This window comes from Sphingomonas sp. GM_Shp_1 (genome assembly GCF_026540895.1).
Taxonomy (GTDB): domain Bacteria; phylum Pseudomonadota; class Alphaproteobacteria; order Sphingomonadales; family Sphingomonadaceae; genus Sphingomonas.
The window spans coordinates 1-21,771 of the sequence record NZ_JALNUR010000044.1 but is presented as its reverse complement, the minus strand read 5'-3'; the positions used below and the strand labels follow the sequence as shown (position 1 = coordinate 21,771).

The following is a 21,771-nucleotide window of genomic DNA, read 5'->3' as shown; positions in this document are numbered from 1 at the left end:
GTTCCCTCCCCCCGACCCCCTCCCGCTTGCGGGAGGGGGGGCGCGTTTGGCAGGCGCTGGCCCTTCAATGACGCCCCTCCCGCCTGCGGGAGGGGGAGCGTGCTTGGCGGGCGTCAGACCTTCGATAATTCCCTTCGGCAGACAGCCGCGCTATCCCCGCCGCCTCAAATCGCGCCCGAAAACGTATCGCACTGGGCGGGGTCACCGGTTTCCATGCCGCGACGGAGCCAGCGCATCCGCTGTTCCGACGAGCCATGGGTGAAGCTGTCGGGCACGACCCGCCCGGTCGCTTCGCGCTGGAGCGTGTCGTCGCCGATGGCGCGTGCGGCGGTCATGCCTTCCTCGACATCGCCGGGCTCCAGCCGGTCGCGGTTCTTCGCCGCCCAGACGCCCGCATAGCAATCCGCCTGCAACTCCAGTCGGACCGACAGGGCATTGCCCTCCGCCTCGCCCGCCGCCTGTTGCGCCTGGCGGACCTTGTCCGAGGTGCCGAGCAGCGTCTGGATATGATGGCCGAACTCGTGCGCGATGACGTAGTTGCGGGCGAAATCGCCCTTCGCGCCGAAGCGGTTGGCCAGCTCATCGAAGAAGCGCGTGTCGAGATAGATGGTGCGGTCGGGCGGGCAGTAGAACGGGCCGACCGCCGACTGCGCCACGCCGCAGCCCGACTGGGCCGAGTTGCCCACGAAGAAGCGCAGGCCCGGCGCCTCGAAGCGCTGGCCGCTATCGGCGAAGATCTTCTCCCAAGTGTTGTCGGCGTTGCTGAACGCCTGGCAGGCCTCACGCCGCTCGGGCGAGGCTTCGCAGATCTGGCGTGCGCTCTGCTGGCCGCTGTCGGCGGACCGGGTCACGGGCGCATTGCCCCCGCCGGTCAGCAGGCCGAGCGGGTTCATCCCCAGCACCGCCAGGATGATGAGCACCACGATGATCCCGCCGCATCCGAAGCGACTGCCGATCAGCGGGAGCAGGCCGAAGAGCAGCCCGCCGCCACCACCGCCGCCGAAACCGCCGCCGGGTTGCGCCTCTCCGACATTGATGTCGTTGTCATAATCGTCGAGCCGCATGGCACCGTCACCCCTTTGTCGTCTCGCCCGCCTGCCGGGTCTTCCGCGCGAATGAACCCGCAAAGCCGTCCGGCGGTTGCACGGCGGCGAGTCTGGCCGCATGGTGCGGCGCATGGCAGGAGAGAATGGCATGTTCCTGAAGGGCAAGACGGCGGTGATCTCGGGCTCCACCTCGGGGATCGGGCTGGCTTATGCCAAGGCGCTGGCGGCGGAGGGCGCGCGCGTCGTGCTGAACGGTTTCGGCGATGCCGACGCGATCGAGACGGAGCGCGCCGCGCTGGAGACGCTGAGCGGCGCGACGGCGTTCTACGACCCCGCCGACATGACAAAGCCGGAACAGATCGCCGCCATGATCGAGCGCGCGGTGGCGGAGACCGGATCGGTCGATATCGTCATCAACAATGCCGGTATCCAGCATGTCGCCCCCATCACCGAGTTTCCGGTCGAGAAATGGGACGCGATCATCGCGATCAACCTGTCCTCCGCCTGGCATATGATGCGCGCGGCGATCCCGCATATGCGCCAGAAGGGCTGGGGACGGATCATCACCACCGCCTCGGCCCACAGCCTGGTCGCCAGCCCCAACAAGTCGGCCTATGTCGCCGCCAAGCACGGCGTGGTCGGCATCACCAAGACGGTGGCGCTGGAGGTGGCGACCGACGGCATCACCGCCAACTGCATCTCGCCGGGCTATGTCTGGACGCCGTTGGTCGAAAACCAGATTCCCGACACGATGAAGGCGCGGGGGATGAGCCGCGAGCAGGTGATCGACGAGGTTCTGTTGAAGGCGCAGCCGACCAAGGAATTCGTGACCATCGAACAGGTCGCGGCGCTGGCGCTGTTCCTGTGCCGCGACGAGGCGAAGTCGATCACCGGCGCGAACCTGTCGGTCGATGGCGGCTGGACCGCGCAATGAGGGCGGCGGCGGTCTTGGTGGCTGCGGCGATGGCGTTGGGTGCGGTCGGTACGGCGGTCGCGCAACGGGTCGAGCAGGCGGCGGACTGGCGGCTGGCGGCGACCGAGGACGACCGCGTTCGCCTGCGCGGCTGGCGGACCGCCTGGGTGAAGGGCATCGCGCAGGCACGGGCGGGCGGATCGGCGGCGGCGGTCGCGGCGCTCGGCTCGCTGGCGGACCCGGATCATTCGATCGCGGAGCCGGGCCTGCCCGATGGCGATTATCGCTGTCGCACGATCAAGCTGGGGTCGCAGGGACGCGCGCTGCTGACCTATGTCGCCTATCCCTATTTCCGGTGCCGCGTGACGGACAACGGTTCGCAGTTGACCAAGCTCGACGGGACGCAGCGGCTGAGCGGGCGTATCTTTCCCGATACCGATGCGCGCAGCATCTTCCTGGGCACGTTGATCCTGGGGGATGAGGAACGCTCCTATGCCTATGGGCGCGACCGGGCGCGCGACATGGCGGGTGTGCTGGAGCGGATCGACGCCCAGCACTGGCGGATCGCCTTTCCCTATCCGGCTTATGAATCGGTGGTCGACATACTCGAACTGGTGCCCGTCGGCGGCTGAGGCGTGGGGGCCGGGGCGGCGACGGTCGCCGCCGTCGCGGCCGGTAGCGGCGGGAGCGAGGCGAGATAGGTCTTGCCGTTCTGGCCGATGATCGTGACCCGGTCGGCATTGGCCTGCGCCACGGCCTTCAGATAGGAGCGCGGCTTCTTCATCAATTCGGGATGGTCCAGCCCGACCAGCCCCAGCCGCCGCGCCGCCTCCTGCACGAAATGGACGCAGTTGCGGTTGTTGAGATTGTAGCGCGCGTCGCCGGTCTTCTCGTCCCAGGCGGCGACGAGCGCCAGGATATCGGCATATTGCGCGTCGCTCATCACATAGGAGAACTGCGCGTCGCTGGTCGAGATGTAGAAGGGCTTGGAAATATCCAGCCGCCCCTTGACCGTGCCCATCAGCAGCGCGGGCGAGACCGATTTGGCGGTGAAGCCGTAATTGGCGTCGACCGGCGTGCCATTGGCATCGATCGTTCCCCGCAGGGAAAAGAAGCTATGCGGGAAGCTGTTCCCCAGCTCATGGCTCCAGAAGGTTATGGTCACCGCCGCCTGTGCGGGCAACGCACAGCCGAGCCAGAGCATCAGGGCAATGGCGATTCGCATCAGCTTCGTCATGGCGATCCTTATAGCGCGGCGGGCGGCACGGGCGGAGCGGCATTTTCATGCTTCTCCGGCCGGATATAGATGGACGACAGGCTGGGGACCGCACGGCGCAGATCGTCCTCCAGCACCTCGATCATCGTCTCCGCCACGCCCATGGGCAGGCTGTCGTCGAAATCGGCGCTGATCGCGGCGAAGATGCTGTCGGGCGCGGTATGGATGGTGCGGACGTGGTTGACCCGCGTGATCCAGGGGCGCGACGCGACGATGGTGCGGATGGTCTCCACCACCTTGGGGTCGGCCCGCTCGCCGATCAGCAGCCCCTTGGCCTCGCGCGCCAGCAGGATCGCGACCAGCCCCAGCACCAGCCCGATCAGGATCGAGGCGACGCCGTCGATCCGCGGGTCGTCCAGGGCATGCGACAGCCAGACGCCCAACCCCGCGATGACCAGGCCCGCCAGCGCCGCCGAATCCTCGAACAGCACGATGAAGCCCGCCGGGTCCTTCGATTCATGGATCGCCTGCCACCAGTCGCTATCGCCCTTCGCGCGCGAGAATTCCCGTACCGCGATCGTCCAGGACGCACCTTCCAGCGCGAAGGCGATGGCGAGCACGATATAATTGACCGTCGGGTCGCGCAGCGCCTCGGGCGTCTGCACATGCAGCCAGCCCTCATAGATCGAAATGCCCGCGCCCAGCGCGAAGATCAGGATCGCGACGACGAACGCCCAGAAATACAGCTCGCGCCCATAGCCGAAGGGGTGGACCGCATCGGGCAGGCGCTTGGCGCGCTTCTGGCCATAGAGCAGCAGGATCTGGTTGCCGCTGTCCACCACCGAATGGACGCCCTCGGTCAGCATCGAGGAGGACCCGGTGATGCCGGCCGCGACGAACTTGGCCACGGCGATGCCCAGATTGGCGGCGAGCGCGCCGTAGAGGACGAGATTCTCGCGGATACGCGCGGTCAGGCCGGTGTCGGGCATGCGCGGATAAGCGTGCGACCGGGATGCTTGTTCCGCTGCCCGAACAAACCCCGCCGATGGGCATCGGCGGGGTCGCTTCCTTCCCCAAGGAAGAGGGGCGTGCATTTCGATTTCGCTCAGCGCGAACGGAGGGAGGGCTTGGCACCGACCTCCGTTCGGCCTGAGCGAAGTCGAAGGCCAAGGGACGCCCTCAGGACGCGATCCGGCCCAGCCGGTGATAGAGATGCGCGAACTTGATCGAGCGGGGATCGTCGGCGACGCGCTTGACGTGTTCGGCGATGGCTTCCTTCATCAGGGCGAAGTCCTCGGTCGAGAAGACGGCGCGGCTGCGTTGCGGTTCGGTGGGCATGACATTTTCTCCTTGGCTGGTCGGGTCAGGCGGCGCGGACGAATTGCGCCGCCTCGGTGGATTCGGCGAGGGCGGTGGTCGAGCTGTCGCCGCCCGCCACCATTTGCGCGATCAGGTCGAAATAGCCGGTCCCCACCTCGCGCTGGTGGCGGGTCGCGGTATAGCCATGGCGCTCGGCGGCGAATTCGGCCTGTTGCAGCTCGGAATAGGCCGCCATGCCCCGGTCGCGATAGCCGCGCGCCAGCTCGAACATGCCGAAGTTGAGTTGGTGGAACCCGGCGAGCGTGACGAACTGGAACTTGTACCCCATCGCGCCGATCTCGCGCTGGAAGCGGGCGATATCGTCGCGGTCGAGATTGGCCTCCCAATTGAAGCTGGGCGAGCAGTTATAGGCCAGCATCTTGTCCGGATGCTCGCGGCGGATCGCCTCGGCGAAGCGGCGGGCATCGGTCAGGTTGGGCTTGGACGTCTCCCACCACAGTAAATCGGCATAGGGGGCGAAGGCCAGGCCGCGCCTGATGCAATGGTCGACGCCGGTCCCGTCCTTCAGCCGGAAAAAGCCCTCCGCCGTCCGCTCGCCGGTCAGGAATTCGCGGTCGCGTTCGTCCACGTCCGAGGTGATCAGCCGGGCGCTTTCCGCATCCGTCCGCGCGCAGATGACGGTCGGCACCCCCGCCACATCCGCCGCCAGCCGCGCCGCGGTCAGGTTGCGGATTTGGGCCGCGGTCGGGATCAGCACCTTGCCGCCCAGATGGCCGCACTTTTTCTCGGAGGCGAGTTGATCCTCGAAATGCACGCCCGCTGCGCCCGCCGCGATATAGGCCTTCATGATCTCGTGGCAGTTGAGCGGCCCGCCGAACCCGGCCTCGGCATCGGCGACGATCGGCGCGAACCAGTCGCGCGTCGCCCCACCCTCTGCATGTTCGATCTGGTCGGCACGAGCGAGCGTCGCGTTGATCCGCCGAGCCAGATCGGGCCCGGCATTGGCGGGGTAGAGCGACTGGTCGGGATACATCTGCCCGGCGGTGTTGGCGTCCGCCGCGACCTGCCAGCCCGAGAGGTAGATCGTCTTCAACCCGGCGCGCACCATCTGCATCGCCTGATTGCCCGACAGCGCGCCCAACGCATGGACATAATCCTCGCTCTTCAGCAGTTCCCACAGCTTCAGCGCGCCGCGCCGGGCCAGGGTATGCTCGACGGTGATCGATCCGCGCAGCCGGGCGACATCGTCCGGGGTGTAGGGGCGGGCGATACCATCGAACCGACCGGCGGGAGCGGGCACGAGGTCTTGAAAGCCGGTCATCGCGAGGTCCTTTACAAAATGGCTGTTCTTGACGACCCTTTGTGGGCGGTTCGATCACTCCGGAGAATGAGGTTCATAGGTTTCTCGACGTCGTCACGTCGGTGGCGATCCGGTCATCCGATGTCCTGTTGTAAAGAATTGACAACGAGCGACTCGGCGAGGCAGCCTGTCTTTCAACGATAGGAGAGCGGCGATGGCCGGGGCCAAGTTGATCGCGGGTCATGCGGTGCGGCGGGTGCGGCGTCAGCACGGACTGTCGCAGGCGGCGATGGCGGAGATGCTGGATATCTCGCCCAGCTATCTCAACCTCATCGAGCGCAACCAGCGCCCCGTCACCTCGACACTGCTCGTGCGGCTGGTCGAGGCGTTCGGCTTCGATCCGCGCAGCCTGACGGCGGATGCGCCGGGGGGCGGGGCGGCGGCGATGCGGCGGCGGCTGGCCGATCCGATGTTCGCCGATCTGGAGATCGACCGCACCGATCTGGAAGAATGGCTGGCCGCCGCGCCCGCCGGAGCCGAGGCCTTCGCCCGCGCCTTCGACCGCTTGGGGGGTGGCGCGGGGGAGGGAGCGGCGCAGTCCGTCGCACCGGACCCGACCGCCCTCGTTCGGCGTGAGATCGAGCGGTGGCGCAACCACTTCCCCGATCTGGACGCGATGGCGGAGGAGCGGGCCGACGAATTGCGGATGACGGCGGGCGACCTCTACGGCGCGCTGGCGGAGCGGCTGCGGGTCCGCCATGCGCTGACCATCCGCATACTGCCGGTCGATATCCTGCCCGACCGGCTGGTGCGGCTGGACCTGCATGCGCGCCAGTTGCAACTATCGGAATTGCTCGAAGGCCCCGCCCGCGTCTTCGCGCTGGCGGTGCAACTGGGGCAATCGGAGGCGCGGGCGGAGATCGAGGCACTGGCGCGGGGCGCGGCCTTTGGCGATCGCATCGCCGAACGGCTGTTCCGCCGCTATCTTGCGCAATATTTCGCCGCCGCGCTGGTCATGCCCTATGCCCGCTTCCTGCGCGCCTGTGAGGCGACCGGTTACGACACCGCGATCCTGCAACGGCGGTTCGGCGTTTCGTTCGAGCAACTGGCGCATCGGTTGACCACCTTGAACCGAGTGGGCGCACGGGGGCTGCCCTTCTTCCTCATGCGGCTCGACCGGGCGGGGCAGGTGTCCAAGCGGTTCGCCGGGGCCGCCGACGCCGCGCTGGTCGAGGCGGAGGGGGTGTGTCCGCTATGGAATGTCTTCGACGCCTTCGGTCGCCAGGGGGAACCGCTCTATCAGGCGGTGGCGATGCCCGATGGCGCGCATTTCGTCACGCTGGCCCAGGCGGGGGGGCACGCGGGCCGATCGCTGGCGGGGGTCACCGCCAGCTTCGCGGTGGTTATCGGACTGGAAGCCGGGCTTGCCGGTCATCTCGCCATGGCGCGCGGACGCGATCCGGTCGGCGAAGCACGGCCGATCGGACCAGGATGCCGTCGCTGCCTGCGCGTCGACTGCCCGCAGCGTGCCCATGCCCCGATCGGTCGCGCGCTGTCGGTCCAGGAGCGCGAGCGCCCGCTCAACGCCCTGAATTTCGCCGGCGACTGAGAGCATCCGCCCTTCATCAAAAATAAGGGCCTAACATATTATATACCGGCAGATGAGTTGGTTAGCGCGCCGGTTTCGTTCGCTTGAATTTCGTTTCGCAGCGATGCTGACGGCTGTCTTCTGCATCTTCATGACGCTGAGCGCGGCCAGTTGGCTGCTCAACCGGCAATTGCTGGCGACGATCGAGGCGAGCCGCCGGATCACCACGGTGCTGCAAGCCTATGCCGTCGAAGAGAGCAGCTTGCGCCAGTTGCACAGGTCGGTCGTGAACCTGCCCCGTTATCTGGGGGAACCGGGGGCGGATGCGCAGTGGAACCGGATGCGGCAAACCATCGCCACCCAGCTGCGCGACTCGGTCACCGTCGCCGAGAAAATGCCCTCCGGCCTCCGCAATGCCGAGGCGGACCTGCGCCGGGCCGAGCGCGACCTGGCACGCACGACGGTCGATCTGGTGCGGCAGGCGCAGGATCGTCCCGAAACCGTCGCCGCCACCCTGCCGGGCTTCGAGGGGGCGCTGCGGCGACTGGAATATCACCGGGACATCTTCCGGCAGGGACTGAGGCAGGAACTGAATGCGCGGACCATGCTGGTCGAGGCGTTGACCCGCCGGGCACTCGTCCAAATGGCGCTGGCCGCCGCGTTCATGCTGATATTGGTCAGCGGGCTGTTCCTGTGGCTGCGTCGCCGGATCATCAGGCCGTTGATGGCGATCGTCTCGGCGGTGCGTGCGATGAGCGTGGGCCGCGCGCTGCCGCCCCTGTCGTCGATCCGGCGGCCCGACGAGCTGGGCGAACTGGCGCGTGGGCTTCATGCGCTATCCGCCGCCGCCGAGGAGCGCGAGCGTATCCAGCGGCAGGTCGAATATCTGGCGCATCACGACAGCCTGACCGGGCTCGCCAATCGCGTCGTTTTCGGCAAGCGGCTGACCGAGGCGTTGCGGACGGGAAGGCGCATCGCGCTGCTCGCCATCGATCTGGACGGGTTCAAGGGGGTGAACGACACGCTGGGCCATGCCCAGGGCGACGCCATGCTCCGTCGCGCGGGGGCGGTCCTGACCGAGGCGGCGCGCGAAGGCGATGTCGTCGCGCGGATCGGCGGCGACGAATTCGCCATCGTCCATCATCTCCGCCCCGAAGAGCGGGACGCCTCGGCACTGGTCGAGCGGATCTACGCCATCATCGCCGCCGATCCGGGCAGCCCCGCCATCCGCCTGAGCATCGGCATCGCCCTGTCCCAACGGCATGGGCAGGAGGGCGACGAACTCCATGCCTGTGCCGATATCGCGCTCTACCGCGCCAAGGCCGATGGCCGCCACCGCGCCAGCCATTATGACGCCGGGATGGACGAGGAACGCCGCCAGCGGAACTGGCTGGCGCATGAGTTGCGCGATGCGGGCCAGCGCGGCGACATCCGGCTGGCGTTCCAGCCGATCGCCGATTGCGCCACCCGCGCCGTCATCGGGCAGGAGGCGCTGGCGCGCTGGACGCATCCGGTGCTGGGGCCGATCAGCCCCGAAATCTTCATCGCCATCGCCGAGGAAAACGGCCTGATCGTCGAGATCGGCCAGCGGCTGTTCCTGCAAGCGCTGACCATCATGCGGCAATGGCCCGCGCACTGGATGATGGCGGTCAACCTGTCCCCGGTACAGTTGCGCGATCCCGAACTCGCCACGCGGATGCTCGCCACGATCGTCGGGCAGGGCATCGACCCGCATCGGATCGAGGTGGAGGTGACCGAGGGCGTGCTGATCGACCATCGCGAAACCGCGACCGCCAATCTCAGCACGCTCAGGCGTGCGGGCATGCGGATCGTCATGGACGATTTCGGCACCGGCTATTCCTCGCTCAGCAGCCTTCAGCAATTCCCGTTCGACAAGATCAAGATCGACCGCAGCTTCATCCGCGCGATGGGCGAGCATGGTCCGGCGCTGTCGATCGTCCGCGCCTCGATCGGACTGGGGCGAAGCCTGAACATCCCGATCGTCGCCGAGGGGGTGGAGACGGAGGCGCAACATGCGATGTTGTGCCAGTTGGGATGCGACCAGATTCAGGGATATCTGATCGGCCGCCCCATGGCTTTCCAATCCGAGGCGGCGTGATGGCTCCAGGCGAGTTGTTGGGTCAGAAGCCGTATCACGTCATGCCCGGCATAGGGTTTGGGGACGAAGTGCACGCCTTCGGGCAGACCGTCGGGCATGTAGCTCTGCTCGCCCGATGTGACGAGGACGGCGACATGCGGATGCGTCTGGTGGATCCGTGCCGCCAGCGCCGCTCCGTCGAGGGAGCCGGGCATGGCCACATCGGTGAAGACCGCCTGTATCTCCGGATGCCGTTGCAGCGCGATCAGCGCCTCATCGGCGCTGGCCGCCTGGATCACGACATAGCCCGCATCCTCCAGCGCGAATTGCACATGGAGCAAGAGCAGCGGCTGGTCCTCGACGATCAGGATGGTAGGGGCAGAGGACTTCATAAGTGGGGTATAAATCTCCGTCGGGGTGCCCGTTCCAACAATTGATCCGAGATAATGCCTTGGCGGCGGGCTCAAGCGCCGCTCTCGTCCAGTCGCGCGATCTGGTCCCTGGTCAGTGACAGGGTCATGGCGGGCATCAGTTCGGACAATTGTTCGACGCGGGTCGCGCTGGCGATCGGTGCGGTCACGCCTTCCTGCGCGATCAGCCAGGCCAGCGCCACCTGCGCCTGCGTCGCGCCGGTCTCCTCCGCCACCTGGTCCAGCGCGGCGAGGACGTCCGCGCCCTTGCCGCGCAGCAACTCGCCCATCTGGCCGCCGCGCACGCTCTGCGACAGGTCCGCGGGCTTGCGATATTTGCCGGTCAGGAAGCCGGCGGCGAGACCATAATAAGGCACGACGCCGATATTCTCGGTGATGCAATAATCCTGAAGCTCGCCCTCGAACTTGTGGCGGCTGACCAGATTATATTCGGGCTGCAGGACGTGGAAGCGCGGCAGTCCGGCGTCGCGCGCGGCCTCGTTGGCGGATTTCAGCCGGGCGGCATGGAAGTTGGACGCGCCGATGACGCGGACCTTGCCCGCCTCGACCAGCTTGGCGAAGGCTTCCATCACCACTTCCTGCGGTTGATCCTCGTCATCCTGATGCGCGAAATACAGGTCGATCCGGTCGGTTCCCAGCCGCCGGAGCGACGCCTCCGCCGCCGCCGCGATCCGGGCGGGGGCCAGCTTCTCGCCGCCTTCGCCGGGCAGCATCCCGACCTTGGTAGCGATCAGCACCCGGTCGCGCTTGCCGCTGGCCTTCAGCCATTCGCCGATCATCGTCTCGGACTCGCCGCCCCGGTGGCCGTCGACCCAGGCGGAATAGACGTCCGCCGTGTCGACCATCGTGCCGCCCCGGTCGACGAACGCGTCGAGCACCGCGAAGCTCGCCGCCCGGTCGGCGGTCCAGCCGAACACATTGCCGCCCAGCACCAGCGGCGCGATCATCAGGTCGGTCGAGCCCAGGCGGCGGAGCGGCGTGTCGGTCATGGACGATCAGCTTTCATTATCGGTGGGATTTTCCGCCTCAACGTCCGAAGGGGCCATCGCGTTCAGATCGACCGCATTGGCGTCGAGCATCGCGGCGGCTTCGTTGAGCTGACGATTCTCTTCGGCACTCAGGCCGGTGGGCTGGTCGCTGGACGAACAGGCGGCGAGCGACAGCAGCGCGGCGGTCAGGAGGATACGGGTCATGCCGTCATCATGGCGCAGCCGGGGGTCGATGGGGAAGGGGCTTGCGAAACCCGAACGGAACCCTTCGCCCGCCGACGCGCGTTGTCGCGGCCTGCTTATCCGTATCCGAGAGGTGACGTCATGCTCGCATCGTTCAAAATGGGTCTGGTCGGCGGACAGCGCGCGATGACGCCGCTGGCCGCCGTGTCGATCGCGGCGGCGCGAGGGGAATTGCCGCTGGGCAAGGGGGTGCTGCGCTGGTTGGGCAACCCCGTCGTCGCGGTGGGTACGCTGGCGCTCGCGATCGGCGAGATGGCGGGCGACAAGCAGAAGACCGCGCCCGACCGGATCGTCCCCATCGGGCTTGCGGCGCGCTTCACGACCTCCGCCATCGCGGGCGCGGCGCTGGCCGACCCGAAGCGTCGCTGGCTGGGCGCGGCGATCGGCGGGGTGACGGCGGTGATCGCCTCCTATCCCGGCTGGCGCGGCCGGATGGCGGCGCTGGGCCGCTATGGTCAGACCAAGACGGGCTTCGCCGAGGACGCCGCCGTCCTGGCGGGCGCGGTGGGGATCGTGCGGGGGCAGAATTCGGTCTGACCGACGCACATGCTACTTCTTCTTCCCTCTCCCCTGGACAGGGGAGAGGGTTAGCGGAGCTTGCCAGCCTGCTGGCTAGCGCAGCTTGGGTGAGGGGTTGAGCGAGCCGCAGGCTCGCGCGCGCGTTGCGCGCTCCACCCCTCACCCAGCTCCGACTAAGCCTTTGCTTTTGCAAAGCCTAAGTCTGCGCAACCCTCTCCCCTCTATGAAGGGCGAGGGAAAGAAGGAATCTCAATCGCCTTCGTCTAAAGCCGGAAACGCCGTCCACTTCTCCTCCGATGCCGCGCTGGCCAGCACCGCCTCGACAAAGGCCATGGTGCGCAGACCTGGCTCCAGCCCTGGGAACCAGGTCGCCTCGCCCCATGCGCCGCCATCCGCCGGGCCGCCGTCGCGCAGCGTCCCCGCCACCGCGCGGTAGAGGTTGCCGAACGCCTCGATATAGCCCTCGGGATGGCCTGCGGGGGTGCGCAGGCGGGGCAGGGTGGTGGGGCTGAGGCCCGGGCCACCGGCGCGGACGATCTCGGCGGGGCGGTCGAGCCAGCGCAATACAAGCGTGTTCGGCTCCATCTGGGACCATTCCAGGCCGCCCTTTTCGCCATGAATGCGGATGCGCAGGCCATTCTCCTCGCCCGCCGCGACCTGCGTCGCGCGCAGTGTTCCGCGTGCCCCTTCGGCGAAGCGGAGCAGCACATTGACGTCGTCGTCCAGCATCCGCCCCGCGACATGGGTCGTCACGTCCGCCGACAAGGCCTCGACCGTCAGGCCGGAGACATGCTCGGCAAGCTGGAAGGCATGGGTGCCGATATCGCCGAGCGCCCCGCCGAGCCCCGCCCGCGCCGGATCGGTGCGCCACTCGGCCTGCTTGTTGCCCTCACGGTCGAGCGGGCTGCTGAGCCAGCCCTGGACATATTCGACATGGACCAGCCGGATGGCGCCGAAATCGCCGCGCGCGACGCGGGCGCGGGCCTCCTCGACCATCGGATAGCCGCTATAGGTGAAGGCGAGGGCATAAAGCTGCCCCGACCGGCGCGCCGCGTCGGCGATGGCGCCGGCTTCGGCCAGGTTCATCGCCATCGGCTTTTCGCTGAACACCGGGAAACCCGCGTCCAGCGCCGCGATCGCCATCGGTGCATGGAGATGATTGGGGGTGACGATCGCGACCGCGTCGATCCGATCCCCCTCGGGCCGCGCGCGTTCGTCGGCCAGTAGCGCCTCGATCGAGGCATGGACCCGGTCGGGGGCGAGGCCGAGCATCTCGCCGCTGCGTCGGTTGCGCTCCGCATCGCTGCTGAACGTCCCCGCGACCAACTGCCAGTCGCCGTCCAATGCCGCCGCCATCCGGTGAACGCCGCCGATAAACGCGCCTTCACCACCACCCGCCATCGCCAGCTTCAGCCTGCGTTCCGCCATATTCCTCTCCTCCACCTATCGCTCATCCGGCGACATTCGATGCTTGCACGGCAGCGGTTTACCGTTAAACTTCACGGTGAACCAGCGAGTCTGGGAAAGAAAAATACAGGAGAGTGATCATGAGGCAGCTGCTTTGGCTGGCCGCATTGCCTGGGGCCGTGGTGTTGGTTCTGGCCGTGCAGGCGCCCTCCAATGCCCAGTCCGCTCCCGCAGCGGGCGCGCAGGCCTTCGCCGCGTGCCGGGCCTGCCACACGCTCAACAAGGGCGGGCGGAACGGCGTCGGTCCCAATCTGAACGGTGTGATCGGTCGGCAGGCCGGATCGGTCCCGGGCTTCAACTATTCGCCCGCGATGAAGGCCTCCGGGCTGAAATGGGACGACAAGACCCTGAACGAGTTCATCGCCGCGCCGATGAAGAAGGTGCCCGGCACCCGGATGCCGATCGGCGTTGCCGACCCCGCCAAGCGCGCCGCCCTGATCGCCTATCTCAAGGCCGAGACGGCGAAGTGACCGCCGCGCCAGCCATGCGCGGACCGGGCATTTTCCTCGCCCAGTTCATGAGCGACGCCGCGCCGTTCGACACGCTGGACTCGGCGGCGCGGTGGATGGCCGAGGCGGGCTATGAGGGCGTGCAGATCCCGACCTGGGACGCGCGCTGCATCGACCTGAAGCTCGCCGCCGAGAGCCAGGATTATTGCGACGATCTGGCGGGGCGCTGTGCCGATGCCGGGGTGGCGATCACCGAGCTGTCGACGCATTTGCAGGGGCAGTTGGTCGCGGTCCACCCGGCCTATGACGCGGCATTCGATGGCTTCGCGCCCGAAGCGGTGCGGGGCAGGCCCGCCGAGCGGCAGCAATGGGCGGTCCAGCAACTGCTTTACGCCGCCAAGGCCAGTCGGCGACTGGGACTAAGCGCCCATGCGACCTTCTCCGGCGCGCTGCTCTGGCCCTTCGTCTATCCCTGGCCGCAGCGGCCCGGTGGACTGGTCGCGGAAGGATTCGCGGAACTGGGCAAGCGCTGGCGACCGATCCTCGATACGTTCGAGGAGGAGGGCGTCGACCTGTGCTACGAACTGCATCCCGGCGAGGACCTGCACGACGGTACGACCTTCGAGCGGTTCCTGGAGGCGGTGGGCGGCCATCAGCGCGCCAATATCCTCTACGACCCCAGCCATTTCGTGTTGCAGGCGATGGACTATTTGCAGTTCATCGACTTCTACCACGACCGCATCCGCATGTTCCACGTCAAGGATGCCGAGTTCAACCCGACCGGTCGTGCTGGCGTCTACGGCAGCTATAGCGACTGGGTCGACCGGCCGGGGCGCTTCCGTTCGCTGGGCGACGGGCAGGTGGATTTCGGCGGCATTTTCTCGAAGCTGACCCAATATGGCTATGCCGGTTGGGCGGTGCTGGAATGGGAATGCTGCCTGAAGCATCCGGAGGATGGCGCGCGCGAGGGCGCACCCTTCATCGCCGCGCATATGATCCGCCGCGCCGAGCGCGCCTTCGACGATTTCGCCGGTGGCGGCGATCCGGCGGCCAATCGGCGCTGGCTGGGAATTTAACGATTGCATGGGCTTGACCATCCGCCCCGGACGGTAAAGTCTGACAAAAAATATAAGAAGCGGGAGTGGGGCATGGAAGCGATACCGGACAATCGGTCGCGGCTGTTCTGGCTGAGCGTGCTGGCGCTGTTCACGGCGGCGGCGAGCGCGGCCTTGCGCGCGGCGGTGGCGAGCAGCCTGAAGGCGCAGTGGATCGACCCCATCGCGCCGGTCGAGGCGGGGGAGTTGATCGGATCGGCCCTGGGCTCGGCCTTTCTAGGCTTTGCCGCGACTTTGTTCGTGGCGAGCGCGTTGCTCGATCGGATCGGCGCGCGGCGGATGCTGATCGGTTGCGGCCTGTGTTTCCTGGTCGGGACGGCGGCAATCATCGGCGCGGGCCAGATCGCGACCGGCATGGCGGTCTATCACATCGTCTGGGGCGGGATGCTCTTGAGCGGGATCGGCTGGGGGCTGGCGGAGGCGTCGATCAACCCGCTGACCGCGCGGCTCTACCCGGAAGAGACGACCCACCGGTTGAACGTGCTCCATGCCTGGTATCCCGGCGGGCTGATCGTCGGCGGGCTGGCGGGCGTGCTGCTGGCGGAGCTTCTGTCGTGGCAGGCGATCATGGCGCTGGTCCTGATCCCCGCGCTCGGCGTGCTGGCGATGGCGGCGACCACGCATTTCCCGCCGGTCCCGCGCGAGGTACGCGATGTCGGCTTCGGCGGCATGATCGCGGAGGTGTTCAAGCGCCCCAGCTTCTTCGTCTGGTTCGCCGCGATGTTCCTGACCGCCGCGTCGGAACTGGCGCCGGGCCAGTGGCTCGACGTGGCGCTGAGCAGCCGGGTGGGCATGCGCGGCATATTGCTGCTCGTCTATGTCAGCGCCTTGATGTTCGTGTTCCGCCATTTTGCCGGGCGGATTGCGGGGCGGCTGTCCAATCCGGGGCTGCTCTGGGTGTCGAGCCTGATGGCGGGGATCGGCCTGTTCCTGTTGTCGCGCGCCGAGTCGCCGGTGGCGGCGATCCTGGCCTCGACCGTCTGGGGGCTGGGCGTATGCGCGATGTGGCCGACCATGCTCGCCTCGGTCGCCGAGCGTTATCCGCGGGGCGGGGCCTGGGCGCTGGGCCTGGTCGGATCGGCGGGCGCGCTGGCCAGCTTCTTCGTGCTGCCCCGGCTGGGCGCGATGTTCGACGCCGCCAAGGTCGAACTGGCCGGAGGGCCGGAGGCGTTCAAGCGACTGACCGGTGAGGCGCTGCGCCAGGTCGAGGATGCGGCGGCGTCGCAGTCCTTCGCCCGGCTGGCGCTGGTGCCGGTGATCCTGTTGTTCGTCTTCGGCGGCATCTGGCTGGCCGAGCGTCGCCGCCCGTCTGGGCCCGTAGCGGAGAATGTCGCATGAGCTGGTCGCGTCGCACCGTGATGGGCGGCCTCGCCGCCGCCATTCCCGCCGCCGCCGCGCTGGCGGGACAGAGGCGGGCGGTCCCATCCTCCAACGCCGCGCGCTTCACCCTGGGTTTCGCGCCGCATCTGGGCAGCTTCGCCAGCCGCGGCGACAGCTCGGTCGAGCAGATCGCCTATGCCGCCGATCAGGGCTTCTGGGCATGGGAGGACAATGAATATGCCCTCCGCCCGGTGCCGGAGCAGGAGGCGATCGCCAAGGCGCTTCGCGACCGGAAGATGACGATGGGCGTGTTCGTCGCCTCCATGCCCAAATGGTCGGAATCGCGGCCCTTGCTGGGCGGCGAGGACGATGCCGAGCGGCAGGGGTTCCTCGCCGATATCCGCAGCGCGGTCGACGTCGCCAAGCGGGTCGGGGCCAGGCACATGACCGTCGTCACCGGCTTCATGGACAAGAAGCTGCACCCCGCGATCCAGCAGGGGCGGATCATCGACGTGATGCGCCGCGCGGGCGATATCGTCGCGCCGCATGGTTTGGTCTTGGTGATGGAGCCGCTCAACACGCGGACCAATCATCCGGGCGTGTTCATGCAGTCTATCGCGGAGGGTTATGCGGTGGCGCGGGGCGCGAACAGTCCGGGCGTGAGGGTGCTGGCCGACCTGTATCACGAACAGATTCAGTCGGGGAATCTGATCCCGACGCTGAAGCTGTGCTGGGACGAGATCGGCTATATCCAGTTCGGCGACAATCCGGGGCGCAACGAGCCGGGCAGCGGCGAGATCAACTATGCCAATGTCTGCCGTTTCCTGAAGGAACGTGGCTACCGGGGCGTGATCGGCATGGAGCATGGCAATTCGATCAAGGGCCGTGCGGGCGAAGAGAAGCTGATCGCCGCCTATCGCGCGATCGATCCGACAGCATGAGGAGGGGAGCGATGCGGATGCTACCGTTGATCGCCTTGGCCGTGGCAAGTGGCGCGGTTGCGCAGGATAAACCGGGTCTGGGGTTCCGCGACACGCCGATCCTGCCCGGCGGCCAATGGCATGTCCATGATCCCGACCGGCCCGCGCCCAAGGTGGTGACGCCCGCCGCGCAACCCGGCGGCGCGCCGTCCGACGCGGTGGTGCTGTTCGACGGACGCTCGATGGATGCCTGGACGCCCAGCGGCAAGCCATGGCTGCTCCAGAACGGCGTGCTGACCGTGCCGCCGCGCGACGGCAAGGCGGAGAGCGTGCTGGTGTCGAAGCAGAGCTTCGGCGACGTGCAGCTTCACCTCGAATTCCGCTCGCCCAACCCGCCGCAGAAATCGTCGCAGGATCGCGGCAATAGCGGCATCTGGTTCATGCAGCGTTATGAGGTGCAGATCCTCGATGGCTATAACAACCCGACCTATGCCGATGGCCAGGTGGGCGCGGTCTATGCGTGGAAGCCGCCGCTGGTGAATGCGGCGCGCAAGCCCGGTGAGTGGCAGAGCTATGACATCATCTTCGAGCGACCGCGCTTCGGCCCCGAGGGCAAGCTGCTGCGGCCCGCCTATGTCACCGCGCTGCTGAACGGCGTCGTCGTCCAGAATCATCAGGCGATGCTGGGCACCACCATCTGGCGGCAAGTCGAGAAATATCAGGCGCATGGCGACGCCGCGCCGATCCAGCTTCAGGATCACGACTCGCCCGTTTCGTTCCGCAACATCTGGGTCCGTCCGCTGCCACCCGAGGCGATCGCGCAGGACCTGCCGGAGGATGCCCGATGATCGCCCACCCCCATATCGACCGCAGACACGCCTTGGCGGGGATCACCGCCATGTTCGGCTCCGCGCTGTTCGCGCCCATCGCCCGCGCGGCGGGCGCGGTCGAGCAGACGCGAGGGAGTATCCCCGTCATCTCCGACGGCCCGCCCAGCGTCGTCGTCTTCACCCCGACCCAGCGCGCGACGATGGTCGCCCTGTCGGAGCGGGTGATCCCGACCACCGACACCCCCGGCGCGATCGCCGCCAAGGTGCCCGAGTTCATCGAGAAGATGCTCGCCGACTGGTCGCTGCCCGAAGACCGGGTGCCGATCATCGCCGGGTTGAACGCGATCGAGGCGCGCAGCCAGAGCGTAAACCGCACCCCCGCCGCCAAGGCGACGCCCGCCCAGCAGGACACGCTGCTGACCGAGGCGATGGAGGGCGTCCTGCCCGAAGGCCGGGCGTTCTTCGAGCCGTTCCGGCAACTGGTCATCACCGGCTATTACACGTCGGAGATCGGCATCACCCAGGAGCGGGAATATCTGCCCGTGCCCGGCGAATATAATGGTGCCTTCCCCTATTCTCAGGTCAACAAGGTGTATTCGGCATGATCGATCGGCGTTCGCTCATCGGGGGTGGCCTTGGCCTGGGCGCGGCGGCGCTGCTGCCGGGTACCGCACAGGCCGCGCAGCTCGGGGCCATCGGGCTCCAGCTCTATACCATCCGCGAACTCTTCTCGGCCGATCCGGTCAAGACCTTGGAGGCGGTGGCGAAGATCGGGTACCGCGAGATCGAATATGGCGGTGGCGGCTATGACACGATGGACCATGCCATGCTCCGCCGGACGCAGGACCGGCTGGGGCTGAAGGCGCCGTCGGTGCATATCGGCTATGATCTGCTGCGCGACGATTTCGCCAAATGCGTGACGATGGCCAAGACGCTGGGCGCGGATACGGTCGTCCTGCCCTATATGACCGACGAGCATCGTACCGAGGCGGGGTGGAACGCGGCGCTTCCCAATTTCAACCGCTTCGCCGAAGGGTTGAAGAAGGCGGGCCTCGGCTTTGCCTATCACAATCACGATTTCGAGTTCACCAACAAGCCCGGCGGCGTCAGCCTGTATGAGCGGATGTTGAAGGCGACCGATCCGGCGCTCGTGAAGCTGGAGATCGACCTCTATTGGGCGATCCATGCGGGCGAGGATGCCGCCGCGCTGATCCGGCGGCATGCGGGCCGCATCTATGCCTATCACGTCAAGGATGCGCGCGCCGATGGCAGCATGACGGCGGTGGGTGCGGGCAAGATCGACTTCGCCGCGCTCTTCAAGCTGAACAGGCTGGCGGGCGTGAAGCATTTCTATGTCGAGAACGACCAGGCGCCCGCGCCCTATCTGCCCGACATCACGACCAGTTTCCGGACGCTGCGCGCCTTGCGCTTTTAAAGAACGATAAAGGGAGGATAGCCATGGCGGCGACGAACCGTTTCGACGCGATCGTGATCGGGTCGGGTATCAGCGGCGGTTTCGCCGCCAAGGAACTGACCGAAAAGGGCCTGCGCGTCCTGATGCTCGACCGGGGCGTCATGGTCGAGCATGGCGAGGGCTATCCCTATGACGGCAAGCCCGCCTTCGAGGTGCCCGCGCGCAACATCATGCCCAAGCCTCTGGTCGAGAGCGATTATTTCATCGCCAAGCAGGGCTATGTCGCGCCCAGCAACCAGAAATTCTACAATGACGACCGGCTGAACCCCTATGCCTATGACGAGGGGAGCAAATTCTACTGGATCAGGCCGGGCGCGGTCGGCGGCAAGTCGCTGATCTGGGGGCGCTGGTCCTTCCGCTGGAGCGCCGACGATTTCGAGGCGAACAAGCGCGAGGGCGTCGCCGCCGACTGGCCGATCCGGTACGACGACGTCGCGCCGTGGTACTCCTATGTCGAGAAATATATCGGCGTGTCGGGTTCGCGCGAAAATTTGCCCTATCTCCCCGATAGCGAGTTCCAGCCGCCCATCCCGATGAACGTCGCGGAAAAGTGGCTGAAGGAGCGGCTGGAGGGCCAGTTTCCGGGTCGCAAGCTGATCCATACCCGCCTGTCCAACATGACCGAGGACAAGCCCGACCAGAACCGCACCAAATGCCAGTTCCGCAACCAGTGCGGCAATGGTTGCTCGTTCGGCGCCTATTTCTCGACGCAAGCCGTGACGCTCCCCGCCGCGCGTGCGACCGGGCGGCTGACGCTCCAGTCCGACGCGGTGGTGACGGGGATCGATTACGACCCGGCGAAGAAGAAGGTCACCGGCGTCCGCTATATCGACGCCAAGACCGGGCAGGCGCAGACGGTTGCCGCCAATCTGGTCTTTGTCTGCGCCTCCGCGATGGCGTCGGTGCAGATATTGATGAACTCGCGCGCACCGGGTTCGGAGCGGAGCCATTTCGATTCGAGCGGGACGCTGGGCCGTTACGTCATGGACCATATCTTCCGGGTCGGCGTGTCTGGCGAGATTCCGGGCATGGACGACCTGATCGAATATGGCCGCCGTCCGGGTGGGGTCTATGTCCCGCGCTTCCGCAATCTGAAGGGCGACGAAGGGTTGGGCTTCAAGCGCGGCTATGGCTATCAGGGTTCGGCCTATCGCAACGCCGCCAAGCCGGTCGGCTTCGGCGCGGAGATGAAGCACGGCATGCGCCGCTATGGTCCCTGGCAGTTCAGCATGGGCGCGTTCGGCGAATGCCTGCCCTATGAGGACAATCGCGTCTCGCTCCATAGCAGCAAGGTCGACCGCTTCGGCGTACCGCTGCTGAAGTTCGACGTCACCTTCCGCGACAATGAGCTGAAGATGATGGCCGACGCCCGGCGCGAGGGCGAGGCGATGCTGCGCGCGGCGGGCCTCAAGAACGTGACCAGCGGCGAGCAGGAGCATGTCCCCGGCGACGCGATCCACGAAATGGGCGGAGCGCGCATGGGCGCGGACCCGCGTCAGTCGGTGCTCAACAAATGGAGCCAGGCGCATGACGCCTCCAACCTCTATGTGACGGACGGCGCGCAGATGGCGTCGGTGTCGTGCGTCAATCCGTCGCTGACCTTCATGGCGCTGACCGCCCGCGCGGCGGACCATGCGGTCAAGGGGCTGAAGGCGGGGGCGGTCTGATCGCCTGCATGGTCATTCGAGATCGAGAATTATCATTCCTCCCCTGGAAGGGGAGGTGGCAGGCCGAAGGCTTGACGGAGGGGTGTCGCGCTCTCGATAGGGAGTGGCAGGTCGGATTGCCCCCGGCAATCCTCGAACCCGCGGCGCGGGTTCGACCTGCAACTCCCCTCCACCATGCTTCGCATGGTCCCCCTCCCCTTGCAGGGGAGGAATAGGTTGAATGTCGATCGCTAAGCGACCCGAAGGCGTCACCATCCGCGCGGTCGGCGAGCGTGCAGGCGTGTCGGCGATGACCGTGTCCAACGTCATCAACGGCGTGGGTCGGGTCAGCCCGCCGACCCGCGCGGCGGTGCTCGCCGCGATCGACCAACTGGGTTACGTCCCCAATATCGCCGCGCGCCGTCTGGCCAAGGCGCGGGCGACGATGCTCGGCCTGCTCTATAGCGACAGGCGGACACCGTTCATCGACTCGGTTTTGCTGGGCGCGCTCCGGGCGACCAATGCACGCGGGTTGCAGTTCATCGCCCAGGCCGAGGAAGGCCTGACTCGCGAGGCGGCGGAAGCGGCGGTGCGTGCGCTGGTCCAGAGCGGCGCGGCGGGGGTGCTGCTCGTCCCGCCCTTTGCCGAATTGCTCAGCGGATCGGGACTGTTCGAGGAACTGGGCGTCGCGGCGGCGGCGATCGCGACGGGGCAGGGGTTGCCCGACATCTCGACCGTTCGGGTCGACAACCGCGCCGCGATGGCGGCGATGACGATGCATGTCGCGCGGGCGGGTCATCGGCGGATCGGTTTTGTCGCGGGGCCGCAGAGCTTCTCGGTCGCCGATGAGCGGCTGGCAGGGTTTCATGACGGCATGGCGGCGAGTG

23 protein-coding genes are annotated in these 21,771 nt (G+C 67.1%); 14 read left to right on the top strand and 9 right to left on the bottom strand.

The window, feature by feature from the left end; all coding sequences use genetic code 11:
- Window positions 1–164: 164 nt before the first annotated feature.
- A complete protein-coding gene (locus tag OXQ33_RS15895) occupies window positions 165–1,064 on the bottom strand; it encodes a neutral zinc metallopeptidase (protein ID WP_267435653.1) in 900 nt (299 codons plus the stop codon).
- A 130-nt stretch (window positions 1,065–1,194) separates the two neighbouring features.
- On the opposite strand from OXQ33_RS15895, the gene OXQ33_RS15890 reads away from it, so the two are divergent.
- Window positions 1,195–1,980 (top strand): 3-hydroxybutyrate dehydrogenase, encoded by a 786-nt coding sequence (locus tag OXQ33_RS15890; RefSeq protein ID WP_267435655.1) that lies wholly within the window; start codon window positions 1,195–1,197, stop codon window positions 1,978–1,980.
- Between the two features lie 17 nt (window positions 1,981–1,997).
- Window positions 1,998–2,591, top strand: coding sequence for a DUF4893 domain-containing protein (locus OXQ33_RS15885; protein ID WP_267435652.1), 594 nt, complete (start codon window positions 1,998–2,000; stop codon window positions 2,589–2,591).
- Here OXQ33_RS15885 and OXQ33_RS15880 read toward each other — a convergent pair.
- From OXQ33_RS15880 to aceA, 4 genes are all read right to left on the bottom strand, one after another.
- Entirely contained in the window at window positions 2,543–3,196 is a 654-nt protein-coding gene (locus tag OXQ33_RS15880) for a hypothetical protein (RefSeq protein WP_267435651.1), read from the bottom strand. The genes OXQ33_RS15885 and OXQ33_RS15880 overlap by 49 nt on opposite strands.
- An 8-nt stretch (window positions 3,197–3,204) precedes the next feature.
- Window positions 3,205–4,164 carry a cation diffusion facilitator family transporter gene (locus OXQ33_RS15875; protein WP_267435650.1) on the bottom strand — a complete coding sequence of 320 codons (960 nt, stop codon included), beginning with the start codon at window positions 4,162–4,164 and terminating at the stop codon, window positions 3,205–3,207.
- A gap of 190 nt (window positions 4,165–4,354) precedes the next feature.
- Window positions 4,355–4,513 (bottom strand): hypothetical protein, encoded by a 159-nt coding sequence (locus OXQ33_RS15870; protein ID WP_167345467.1) that lies wholly within the window; start codon window positions 4,511–4,513, stop codon window positions 4,355–4,357.
- A 25-nt stretch (window positions 4,514–4,538) separates the two neighbouring features.
- Window positions 4,539–5,816, bottom strand: coding sequence for an isocitrate lyase (gene aceA / locus OXQ33_RS15865; protein ID WP_267435649.1), 1,278 nt, complete (start codon window positions 5,814–5,816; stop codon window positions 4,539–4,541).
- 193 nt (window positions 5,817–6,009) lie between these two features.
- On the opposite strand from aceA, the gene OXQ33_RS15860 reads away from it, so the two are divergent.
- Together OXQ33_RS15860 and OXQ33_RS15855 are read left to right on the top strand one after the other, a co-directional pair.
- Window positions 6,010–7,404 carry a helix-turn-helix transcriptional regulator gene (locus OXQ33_RS15860; protein ID WP_267435648.1) on the top strand — a complete coding sequence of 465 codons (1,395 nt, stop codon included), beginning with the start codon at window positions 6,010–6,012 and terminating at the stop codon, window positions 7,402–7,404.
- 103 nt (window positions 7,405–7,507) lie between these two features.
- The gene (locus tag OXQ33_RS15855) at window positions 7,508–9,502 is read left to right on the top strand and encodes an EAL domain-containing protein (RefSeq protein ID WP_267435647.1); all 1,995 of its coding nucleotides are present in this window, start codon (window positions 7,508–7,510) and stop codon (window positions 9,500–9,502) included.
- Here OXQ33_RS15855 and OXQ33_RS15850 read toward each other — a convergent pair.
- The 3 genes from OXQ33_RS15850 to OXQ33_RS15840 all read right to left on the bottom strand — a co-directional run bounded on the left by OXQ33_RS15850 (window position 9,451) and on the right by OXQ33_RS15840 (window position 11,105).
- Window positions 9,451–9,873 (bottom strand): response regulator, encoded by a 423-nt coding sequence (locus OXQ33_RS15850; RefSeq protein WP_267435646.1) that lies wholly within the window; start codon window positions 9,871–9,873, stop codon window positions 9,451–9,453. The two genes, OXQ33_RS15855 and OXQ33_RS15850, sit on opposite strands and share 52 nt — an antisense overlap.
- A gap of 71 nt (window positions 9,874–9,944) precedes the next feature.
- A complete protein-coding gene (locus OXQ33_RS15845; RefSeq protein WP_267435645.1) occupies window positions 9,945–10,901 on the bottom strand; it encodes an aldo/keto reductase in 957 nt (318 codons plus the stop codon).
- 6 nt (window positions 10,902–10,907) lie between these two features.
- Window positions 10,908–11,105, bottom strand: coding sequence for a hypothetical protein (locus tag OXQ33_RS15840; RefSeq protein WP_267435644.1), 198 nt, complete (start codon window positions 11,103–11,105; stop codon window positions 10,908–10,910).
- A 120-nt stretch (window positions 11,106–11,225) separates the two neighbouring features.
- Here OXQ33_RS15840 and OXQ33_RS15835 point away from each other — a divergent pair, with 120 nt between their 5' ends.
- A complete protein-coding gene (locus tag OXQ33_RS15835; protein ID WP_267435643.1) occupies window positions 11,226–11,681 on the top strand; it encodes a DUF4126 family protein in 456 nt (151 codons plus the stop codon).
- A gap of 231 nt (window positions 11,682–11,912) precedes the next feature.
- On the opposite strand, the gene OXQ33_RS15830 is transcribed toward OXQ33_RS15835, so the two are convergent.
- Window positions 11,913–13,091 carry a Gfo/Idh/MocA family oxidoreductase gene (locus OXQ33_RS15830; protein ID WP_267435642.1) on the bottom strand — a complete coding sequence of 393 codons (1,179 nt, stop codon included), beginning with the start codon at window positions 13,089–13,091 and terminating at the stop codon, window positions 11,913–11,915.
- Between the two features lie 119 nt (window positions 13,092–13,210).
- Between OXQ33_RS15830 and OXQ33_RS15825 the strand changes: the two genes are divergently transcribed.
- The 9 genes from OXQ33_RS15825 to OXQ33_RS15785 form a co-directional block, all read left to right on the top strand.
- Complete coding sequence (locus OXQ33_RS15825; RefSeq protein WP_267435641.1) at window positions 13,211–13,600, top strand: cytochrome c family protein; 390 nt, start codon at window positions 13,211–13,213, stop codon at window positions 13,598–13,600.
- Window positions 13,601–13,614: 14 nt separating this feature from the next.
- Window positions 13,615–14,655, top strand: a complete 1,041-nt coding sequence (locus OXQ33_RS15820; RefSeq protein WP_267435654.1) for a sugar phosphate isomerase/epimerase — start codon at window positions 13,615–13,617, stop codon at window positions 14,653–14,655.
- 72 nt (window positions 14,656–14,727) lie between these two features.
- Entirely contained in the window at window positions 14,728–16,032 is a 1,305-nt protein-coding gene (locus tag OXQ33_RS15815) for an MFS transporter (RefSeq protein ID WP_267435640.1), read from the top strand.
- Window positions 16,029–16,955, top strand: a complete 927-nt coding sequence (locus OXQ33_RS15810) for a TIM barrel protein (protein ID WP_267435639.1) — start codon at window positions 16,029–16,031, stop codon at window positions 16,953–16,955. The genes OXQ33_RS15815 and OXQ33_RS15810 overlap by 4 nt, the downstream gene beginning before the upstream one ends.
- Before the next feature lie 17 nt (window positions 16,956–16,972).
- The gene (locus OXQ33_RS15805) at window positions 16,973–17,782 is read left to right on the top strand and encodes a DUF1080 domain-containing protein (RefSeq protein WP_346015356.1); all 810 of its coding nucleotides are present in this window, start codon (window positions 16,973–16,975) and stop codon (window positions 17,780–17,782) included.
- Window positions 17,779–18,369 (top strand): gluconate 2-dehydrogenase subunit 3 family protein, encoded by a 591-nt coding sequence (locus OXQ33_RS15800; RefSeq protein WP_267435637.1) that lies wholly within the window; start codon window positions 17,779–17,781, stop codon window positions 18,367–18,369. The genes OXQ33_RS15805 and OXQ33_RS15800 overlap by 4 nt, the downstream gene beginning before the upstream one ends.
- Window positions 18,366–19,199 (top strand): sugar phosphate isomerase/epimerase, encoded by an 834-nt coding sequence (locus OXQ33_RS15795; RefSeq protein ID WP_267435636.1) that lies wholly within the window; start codon window positions 18,366–18,368, stop codon window positions 19,197–19,199. The genes OXQ33_RS15800 and OXQ33_RS15795 overlap by 4 nt, the downstream gene beginning before the upstream one ends.
- A gap of 23 nt (window positions 19,200–19,222) precedes the next feature.
- Window positions 19,223–20,905 carry a GMC family oxidoreductase gene (locus OXQ33_RS15790; RefSeq protein WP_267435635.1) on the top strand — a complete coding sequence of 561 codons (1,683 nt, stop codon included), beginning with the start codon at window positions 19,223–19,225 and terminating at the stop codon, window positions 20,903–20,905.
- A gap of 220 nt (window positions 20,906–21,125) precedes the next feature.
- The coding region (locus OXQ33_RS15785; protein WP_267435634.1) for a LacI family DNA-binding transcriptional regulator at window positions 21,126–21,771 on the top strand (646 nt) is incomplete at its 3' end.